Annotated in this window: 9 protein-coding genes; 3 read left to right on the top strand and 6 right to left on the bottom strand. The window is 71.2% G+C overall.

Features of this window, described 5'->3' with window-relative positions:
* Positions 1–93 precede the first annotated feature (93 nt).
* Genes Q7F20_RS08515 through Q7F20_RS08490 form a run of 6 tightly spaced genes read right to left on the bottom strand, consistent with a single transcriptional unit; the run spans position 94 to position 5,341 of the window.
* Positions 94–1,017, bottom strand: coding sequence for a prenyltransferase (locus Q7F20_RS08515; protein ID WP_305739681.1), 924 nt, complete (start codon positions 1,015–1,017; stop codon positions 94–96).
* On the bottom strand, positions 1,014–1,394 hold the full coding sequence (locus Q7F20_RS08510) for a lycopene cyclase domain-containing protein (protein ID WP_305739680.1): 381 nt from the start codon (positions 1,392–1,394) through the stop codon (positions 1,014–1,016). Before Q7F20_RS08510 ends, Q7F20_RS08515 begins: the two co-directional genes overlap by 4 nt.
* Positions 1,391–1,732, bottom strand: coding sequence for a lycopene cyclase domain-containing protein (locus Q7F20_RS08505; protein WP_305739679.1), 342 nt, complete (start codon positions 1,730–1,732; stop codon positions 1,391–1,393). Before Q7F20_RS08505 ends, Q7F20_RS08510 begins: the two co-directional genes overlap by 4 nt.
* Complete coding sequence (crtI, locus tag Q7F20_RS08500) at positions 1,732–3,357, bottom strand: phytoene desaturase family protein (protein WP_305739678.1); 1,626 nt, start codon at positions 3,355–3,357, stop codon at positions 1,732–1,734. Before crtI ends, Q7F20_RS08505 begins: the two co-directional genes overlap by 1 nt.
* Entirely contained in the window at positions 3,354–4,286 is a 933-nt protein-coding gene (locus Q7F20_RS08495; RefSeq protein WP_305739677.1) for a phytoene/squalene synthase family protein, read from the bottom strand. Before Q7F20_RS08495 ends, crtI begins: the two co-directional genes overlap by 4 nt.
* Complete coding sequence (locus tag Q7F20_RS08490) at positions 4,283–5,341, bottom strand: polyprenyl synthetase family protein (protein WP_305739676.1); 1,059 nt, start codon at positions 5,339–5,341, stop codon at positions 4,283–4,285. Before Q7F20_RS08490 ends, Q7F20_RS08495 begins: the two co-directional genes overlap by 4 nt.
* A gap of 21 nt (positions 5,342–5,362) precedes the next feature.
* On the opposite strand from Q7F20_RS08490, the gene idi reads away from it, so the two are divergent.
* The 3 genes from idi (at position 5,363) to Q7F20_RS08475 (ending at position 8,371) form a co-directional block, all read left to right on the top strand.
* Positions 5,363–5,905, top strand: a complete 543-nt coding sequence (gene idi / locus Q7F20_RS08485; RefSeq protein WP_305739675.1) for an isopentenyl-diphosphate Delta-isomerase — start codon at positions 5,363–5,365, stop codon at positions 5,903–5,905.
* Positions 5,906–6,172: 267 nt separating this feature from the next.
* Positions 6,173–7,222: a magnesium and cobalt transport protein CorA gene (locus Q7F20_RS08480; RefSeq protein WP_305739674.1), complete on the top strand. Its 1,050-nt coding sequence runs from the start codon at positions 6,173–6,175 to the stop codon at positions 7,220–7,222.
* Positions 7,223–7,351: 129 nt separating this feature from the next.
* Positions 7,352–8,371 carry a LacI family DNA-binding transcriptional regulator gene (locus Q7F20_RS08475; RefSeq protein ID WP_305739673.1) on the top strand — a complete coding sequence of 340 codons (1,020 nt, stop codon included), beginning with the start codon at positions 7,352–7,354 and terminating at the stop codon, positions 8,369–8,371.
* Positions 8,372–8,419: the final 48 nt, after the last annotated feature.

Genomic DNA, 8,419 nt, shown 5'->3' with positions numbered 1-8,419 from the left:
TCGCGCCCCGCAGAGTCGGGGCGCGATGACCGCAGCGGGGCGCGGACCGCGGGCGCGGGCGCGGGCGCGGACCGCGGTCGCGCGCGCGACGCCTCAGTGCGTGAACGCGTACGCGATGAGCGCCATCGTGACGATGAACCCCGCGAGGTAGTTGATCCAGAGGAACCGCTTCCACCCGGCGTTGGCCGACTCGGCGCCCGCGTCGGTGACGTTCCACCACGGCAGCACGTTCAGGGCGTACGGCACGACGACGATCGCGGCGATCGGTCCCGGGAACGCCGAGAACAGCAGCGCGACACCGGCCACGAGGTACGCCACGAACGCCAGGCGCACCGTGGCCCGAGCACCGATGACGGTCGCCACCGAGCCGATCCCGCCGGCCCGGTCGGCGAGCACGTCCTGCACCGCACCGAACGCGTGCGACGCCACGCCCCACAGGAAGAACGCCACGCACACGGCGACGAGCTGGCCCGTCCAGTGCGGTCCGGCGAGCGCCAGGCCGTAGATGGCCGGCGACACGAAGTGCGTGCTCGAGGTGAGCGAGTCGAGGAACGGCTTCTCCTTGAAGCGCAGCCCCGGCGCCGAGTAGGCGATGACCGCGAACACGCTGATCGCCAGGACGAGCCACGACCACGGCCCGTTGCCACTCAGGGCACCGAGCACGACGAGCGCGACGAGGAACGGCACGTTCGTGACCACGACGGCCCACAGCGTCGCGCGGTGCACGCTCTTGTCGAGCAGGGCACCCTCGACCCCGCCCTTGCGCGGGTTCCGCATGTCGGACTCGTAGTCGAAGACGTCGTTGATGCCGTACATCGCCAGGTTGTAGGGCACGAGGAAGTACACGACGCCCACGACGAAGGCGACGAGCGAGAAGCCGCCGCCGTCGAGGCCGACCCCGCTGCCGAGCAGGTACGCCGCGCCGAACGGGTAGGCGGTGTTCACCCAGCTGATCGGCCGGGACGACACGAACAGGGCGCGCAGGGTCGACGGCCTGGAGGCGGTGCTCGCGTTCATCGGGTCGGTTCTTCTTCCTGGGATGGCCGGGTGGGTCGGTCGAACAGGACCCACAGGCTGGGCAGCAGCACGATCGCGGCGATCGAGTACGCGAGGTCCTCGACCGGGATCGCCCCGATCTTCGCACCGCTGATGAGCGCCGGGTCGTACGCCACGATCCGCAGGGTCACGATGACGTTGTCGAACACGATGGTCGTGACGAGCAGGGCGATCCCGGCGACGAGTCCGGTGACGAGCGCGATCCGCCGCCCCGTCCGGGCCCGTCGCCCGGCAGCGCGAGCACGTCGTGCCGCGACGACCCCGGCGACGACGGCGACGACCGCCACCGCGGCGAAGAACGGCAGCGCGAGCAGGGCGTACGCGCCCGACCCGGTCACGGACGGCTCCGTTCGGACCGGCGCAACCCACGCGCTACGAGGGGCCGCACGAATCCGAACAGGTTCATGGTCGTGTAGCAGAGCAGCAGGAGGAAGAAGAGCTCCTCGAGCGGGACGTCCGGCGCGAGGAGGACTCCGGTCAGCAGGTCCTGCGGGCCGATGAAGAAGATGCCGACGGCGACCCCGAGCACGTCCCAGAACATGAAGAACGCGACGCCCACGACCATGACCGCCGCCGCACGCCACGGTGCCCGCCAGAAGAACAGGTGCAGCCGGGCGTCGAGGACCGTCATGCCGACGAGCGACACGAGCAGTCCGGCGAGGTAGAGCCCGGGCATCAGTCGGCGGTGCCGGGTCGCCGGAGTGGTGCCGGGAGCGGTTCCGTGCTGGTGTCGCCGTGGATGCGCTTGAGCAGCACCTCAGCGCTGATCAGGCACATCGGCAGCCCGATGCCCGGGATGGTCGAGGCACCGGCGTAGTAGAGGCCGTCGACCTTGGCCGAGGCGTTCTTCTCGCGGAAGAACGCGCTCTGCTTCAGGGTGTGCGCGGGCCCGAGCATCGAGCCGTTCCAGGCGTTGTAGTCGTCGGCGAAGTCCCGCGGGCCGATCGTCCGGCGGACCCGGATCCGGTCGCGGAGGTCCGGCACCCCGGCCCGCTCGGCGACGACGTCGATCGCGCGGTCGGCGATGCGCTCGACCTCGTAGTCGCCCGCACCGTCGATCCCGCCCTTGCCGATCGACAGGTCGGCGGGCAGCGGCACGAGGATGAACAGGTTGCTCGATCCCCGCGGTGCGACCGAGGAGTCGGTCTCCGAGGGGGCGCAGACGTAGATCGACGCGGGGTCGGGGACGTGCCGGTCGGCACCGAAGATCGCGCCGAAGTTGGCCTTCCAGTCCTCGGTGAACACCAGTGTGTGGTGCAGCAGCCCCGGTACGGGCCCGTCGACGCCGAGGTAGACGAGCACGGCGCTGGGCCCCGGGTCGCGCTTCGCCCAGTGCGCGGCGGGGTACGTGCGGTGCTCCGCGTCGAGCAGCTGCAGCTCGGTGTGCCGGAGGTCGGCGGCGCTCACCACGAGGTCGGCGGGCGCCGTGTGCTGCTCACCCGCGCGGTCGCGGTGGACGACACCGGTGACGTGGCCGTCCTCGACGACGATCCGTTCGACCTTGGCACCGGCGATGATCTTCGCGCCCTCGCGACGGGCGACGCGTTCGACGGCGGAGATGACCTCGGTGATGCCGCCCTTCGGGTAGAGCACCCCGTCGGCGAGGTCGAGGTGGCTCATGAGGTGGTACATGCTCGGCGCGGCGTAGGGGCTCGTGCCGAGGAACACCGCCGGGTAGCCGAGCACCTGCCAGAGTCGGCGGTCCCGCACCGCGGACTCCGCGAAGGTCGAGAGCGGCTCGATGAGGAGGCGTGCGAGCTTCGGCAGCCGACGCAGGACGTCCGGCGCGGCGAGCTTCCGGAGGTCCTGGAAGGTCGTGTAGAGGAACCGGCGGATCGCCATCGCGTAGGTGTCCTCGGCCGAGGCCAGGTACTTCCGCATCCGCGCGCCGGCGCCCGGCTCGATCGACTCGAACAGCGCGATGTTCGCCTCTCTGTCCGCGCGGAGGTCGATCGGCTCGTCGTGGCCCTCGCTGTACACGCGGTAGCCGGGGTCCAGCTTCTCGAGGTCGAGCTCGGCGTCCGCCGAGGTGCCGAGCAACCGGAAGAAGTGGTCGAACACCTCGGGCATGAGGTACCACGACGGGCCAGTGTCGAACCGGAAGCCGTCCTGTTCCCAGGACCCGGCGCGGCCGCCGAGCTGCCCGCGCTGCTCCAGCACGGTCACCGAGAACCCGTCGCGCGCGAGCAGGGCGGCGGACGCGAGTCCGCTGATGCCGCCGCCGATCACGACCGCGCGTCGGGCGGGTACCTTGCGCTTCGAGGCGGGTGCCGCCGGTCGGGAGGCGCGGGGCGGGGTCACGCCGCGCCTCCAGTCCGGTGGTGGGTCGCGCGCGACCGCAGCGGCGCACGTCCGGCGAGCACCTGTGCGGCCAGGCGCGCCTTCACCGGGTTCGGGACGCGCACGCGCGTCGTGATGAGCCGCTCCGCCGGCGTGGCGGCGATGCGGTCGTTCAGCTCCTGGAAGAGCGCGTGCGCGAGTCCGACGGCGTTCCGCGCGTCGACGGGCAGCAGCCGGACGGTGCGGGCGGCCCGGTCGAGGTCGGACTGGACGTCGGCGACGAGTCGCTCCTTCGTGGCCTCGTCGAAGCTGCGGATGTCGACCCCCGGGAAGTAGGAGCGACCGAGCACCTCGAAGTCGGCGTGCAGGTCGCGCAGGAAGTTCACCTTCTGGAACGCCGCGCCGAGCGCACGGGCACCGTCGACGAGCACGGAGTCGTCGAACGTCGGCGTGCCGGCACGGTGGACGAACGCGCGCAGGCACATCAGGCCCACGACCTCGGCCGAGCCGTAGACGTAGCGGTCGAAGGACTCCTGGTCGTGCTCGGTGCGCTCGAGGTCCATCCGCATCGAGGCGAAGAACGGCCGCGTCAGCTCCGGGCCGAAGCCGGTGACCCGGGCGGTCCGCGCGAAGGCGTGCACCACGGGGTTGACGGAGAAACCGAGGGTGATCGCCCGCTCGGTGTCGGCCTCGAGCTCGTCGAGGACCGTCCGGGCGAGGTCGTGGCCGAGTCCGGCCTCGGTCGCGGGGCCGTCGACGACCTCGTCGGCCACCCGGACGAGGGCGTACACGTTGCGGATGTGCTCGCGCGTGTCCTTCGTGAGCAGGCGACTCGCGAGCCCGAACGACGTCGAGTACCGGTCGATCACGACACCCGAGGCGGCCTCGGCCGTGGCGTCGTAGAGCGGGAGCCGGGTCGAGGGACGCGGCTCCGTTCGGCTGTGGCTCACCGGGCGCGCTCCACGAGTTCGGTCACGAGGGTCTCCAGGCGGTCGGCGAGGTCGTACGGCAGTCCGGCGAGCTCGGCACGGGCGAGTGCGGTGTGCTCGGCGATCCGCGCTTCGGCGGCGGCCCGGGCACCGCAGGTGACAAGGGTCGCACGGAGTTCGGCCGCGCGGTCCTCAGTGAGGTCGGGGTCACCGAGGTACGGCGCGATGTCCGGCCAGCACTCGGTGGTCGCAGCGTGGGCGATCAGCATGGTCCGCTTGCCCTCGCGCAGGTCGCCGAGGACGGTCTTGCCCGTCGTGCCCTCGTCTCCGAAGACGCCCAGGAGGTCGTCGACGATCTGGTAGGCGATCCCGATCTCGCGACCGAACGCGCCGAGCGCCTCGACGATCGGTTCGGCCGCGCCGGCCAGGACGGCACCGGACTGCAGCGGTGCCTCGAAGGAGTAGACGCTTGTCTTCGCGCGCTCCATCTGCAGGACCTCGTCCACCGTCGGCATCACGCCGAGCGCGAGGTCGACGTCGGCCATCTCGCCCGCGGCGCTGGCGAACACGGCTTCGTCGAGGAGCTCGAGCAGTCGGGTGCGTCGGTCACCGGTCACGCCGGCCGACTCGATGAACCGGGGTGCGCCCGCGAGTGCGAGGTCACCGGCGATGACCGCGGCGCTCATCCCTCGGTGCTCGGCCGTGGGCAGCGGCAGACCACCGGTCGTCCCCGTGTCACGGAAGGACCCGGCGACGTTCGGCTGCCCGCGGCGCGACCAGTCGCGGTCGATGACGTCGTCGTGCACGACGAGCGCGGTGTGGAGCAACTCGTACGCGGCACCCACGTGCGCGGCCGCGTGCAGGTCGGTGCCGCCGAGCCCGGTGTAGGCGGTGAGGACCATGCGCGGGCGGAAGCGCTTCCCGCCCATGCTCGCCTTGCGGAGCACCCGCCAGAGTTCGCCGGATGGTCGTCCGTAGCGCTCGGCGCGGGCCGACGACACGGCGAAGAAGCGCTCGAGGCAGTCGTCGACGAGCGCGAGGTCGATGTGCGCCACGGTGGCCGCTTCCTCGCTCATTGGCCTAACCTATCGAGGCAGATGACGACTTTCCCTGAAACCGTGGTGCTTCTCGCCGACGACCGTACCCCGATCGGTACGGCGGACAAGTTCACGGTGCACACCGACCACACGCCCCTCCACCTGGCCTTCTCGTGCCACGTGCGGAACACCGACGGCGACGTTCTGGTGACCCGTCGCGCGCTGTCCAAGAAGACCTGGCCCGGGGTGTGGACGAACACCTTCTGCGGCCACCCCGGCCCTGACGAGTCGTTCGAGGACGCCATCGCCAGGCGGGCCTCGCGCGAACTCGGCATCACCGTCCGCGACGTCGAGCTCGTGCTGCCGGACTTCCGGTACCGCGCGGTCGACGCCTCGGGGATCGTCGAGAACGAGGTCTGCCCGGTCTTCCGCGCGGTAACCGACGACGTCCCGGCACCCGCGGACGACGAGGTCGCCGAGTACGCCTGGGTGTCCGAGGCCGCGCTGCGCGAGTCGGTCGCAGGTGCGCCGTTCGCGTGGAGTCCGTGGCTCGGGTGGCAGCTCACCGAGCTCGCCTCGGCCGGTCTGCACATCACGCGCTGACCCACGCGCCCCCTCGCTCCGCGTTGCCGGGGTTGGCACGTCCCGACCATCGGAGTATGGTCGGGCGTCGGTCACGGGTGTGGCCACGAGGCTGCGCACCGCGGCCGACGGACGATGAGAAGGGCAGGTGAGGCGCGATGTCGGGTGACCATCCTCGATCGGGCCGGCCGCCCCTGACGGTCGTCGCCGTGCCCGTTCGCTGAACCACGCCTGCCCCGGTCGGCTCCGGGGACTTCGCGCCTGCCTGCTCCCGAGAGGAGCACGCACATGGCACTGATCGACAACGCGGTCTACGTCGAGGGACGTCGCGTCGGGTCACCGTCGACCCTCTCGTTCGCCACCGGGGGCGACCTCGCGTGGATCGGCCTCTTCCGCCCCGACGACACCGAGCTCGAGGCCGTCGCGACCGAGTTCGACCTGCACGAGAACGCGGTGGAGGACGCCCGCAAGGGACACCAGCGCGCCAAGCTCGAGCGGTACGGCGACACGCTCTTCCTGGTGCTCCGGCCGGCATGGTTCGACACCGCGGCCGAGACCGTCGAGTTCGGCGAGGTGCACCTGTTCGTCGGTGACCGGTTCGTGGTCAGCGTCCGGCACGCCGAGCGCCCCGACCTGGCGGCGCTCCGTGCCCGGGTCGAGGCCGACCCGGAGTTCCTCGCCCGGGGTTCCGAGGCCGTCACCGCCGCCGTGCTCGACGAGGTCGTCGACGGGTACGCCCCTGTGGTCGAGATCCTGCAGGACCACGTGGACGCCATCGAGGACCAGCTGTTCGCGGGTCAGGTCGACCCCGGCGTCTCGAAGCGGATCTACCAGCTCCTCGGCGAGGTCCTGGCCTTCCAGCGCGCCACGAAGCCCGTGCCCGCGATGGTGAAGGGGCTGCTCCGGGGCGCCGACAAGTACGGCGTCGACGACGAGGTCCAGCACCGTCTGCGGAACGTGCTCGACCACGCACTGCGGGTCACCGAGCGGGTGGACTCGTTCCGGGCTCTGCTCGAGAACGCCCTGACGCTGCACGCGACCCTGGTGTCGCAGGAGCAGAACGAGGCCATGCGTCGCATGACGAGTGCGAGCCTCGCGCAGGGCGAGGAGAGCCGTCAGCTCGCACGCGCCGCGCACCGGCAGGGCGAGGAGGTGAAGAAGATCTCCTCGTGGGCGGCGATCCTCTTCGCCCCGGGACTCATCGCGGGGGTCTACGGGATGAACTTCGACCACATGCCCGAGCTCCACTGGCGCTACGGGTACCCGGTCGCGATCCTCGGGATGCTCGCTCTCATGGGTGTGCTCTGGGTGGTCTTCCGCAAGCGCAACTGGCTCTAGGCGGGTCCTGCCTCCGCTCGGGACCGACAACTCAGGTGGCGTGCATGCCGGAGGCGTGCATAATGATCTGGCTCGGAATGTGAACGTGCACATGGGCGTGCCACGGCCCCGGGCAGGAAACGAGTAGCAATGGCGTCGACGCGGGCACAGCAACCGCGGTCGCCCAGCATCCGCGACGTCGCGCGGGTTGCCGGTGTGTCCCACCAGACGGTCTCCCGAGTGCTCAACAACTCGGACGCGATCCGGGCCGAGACCCGTGACCGCGTCCTCGCGGCGATGGAGCAGCTGCAGTACCGGCCGAACCGTGCCGCCCGAGCGCTGGTCACGAGCCGGACCCGGACGATCGGGGTCCTCACCGCGCAGCGATCGCACTACGGGCCGGCCGTGACGATGCAGTCGATCGAGGACGCCGCCGTGAGCCGCGGGTACTCCGTGACGACCGCGAACATCGCCGAGCCGACCGACACCGCGGTCCGCGACGGACTCGGACACCTGCTCGACCAGGACGTCGAGGGGATCGTGGTCATCGCTCCTCAGCAGCGGGTGTTCGACCTCATCGAGGAGCTCGGGATCCGCACGCCGTACGTCACGATGCGCTCGAGCGTCGGCGAGGACCCGACCGCGCTCTGGGTCGACCAGATGGAGGGCGCCCGGCTCGCGACGGCCCACCTGCTCGACCTCGGGCACGAGTACGTCCGCCACATCGCCGGCCCACAGGACTGGATCGAGGCGGACGCCCGGATGCAGGGCTTCCTGCGCGAGATGTCCGACCGGGACATGCCGGTCGTCCCGCCGATCCTGGGCGACTGGACCGCCGACTTCGGCTACCACGCGGGCCGAGAACTCCTCCGCTGGCGGGATTGCACCGCGATCTTCTGCTCGAACGACGCGATGGCGCTCGGGGTGGTGCACGCCGCACGTTCGTACGGCCTCGACGTCCCCGGGGACCTTTCGGTGGTCGGCTACGACGACATCCCGGAGGCGAAGCACTTCTGGCCGCCCCTCACGACCGTGCAGGTGGACTTCGCCGAGCTCGGGAGACGGTGCGTCGACCTGCTCCTGCCCGGCGACGACGAGCTGCTCCGGCCGATCGACATCGTTCCGCAGCTCGTGGTGCGCGGATCCACCGGCGCCCCGCGCAAGCGCTGAGCACCCGTTCGCGGGACGGGAGGCGCGGGTCGGCGCCGACCCGCGCCT

The sequence above is a fragment of the Curtobacterium sp. A7_M15 genome (genome assembly GCF_030705415.1).
Classification (GTDB): domain Bacteria; phylum Actinomycetota; class Actinomycetes; order Actinomycetales; family Microbacteriaceae; genus Curtobacterium.
Note: the sequence above shows the minus strand (reverse complement) of the source record. Positions and strands in the feature narration are given on the sequence as shown.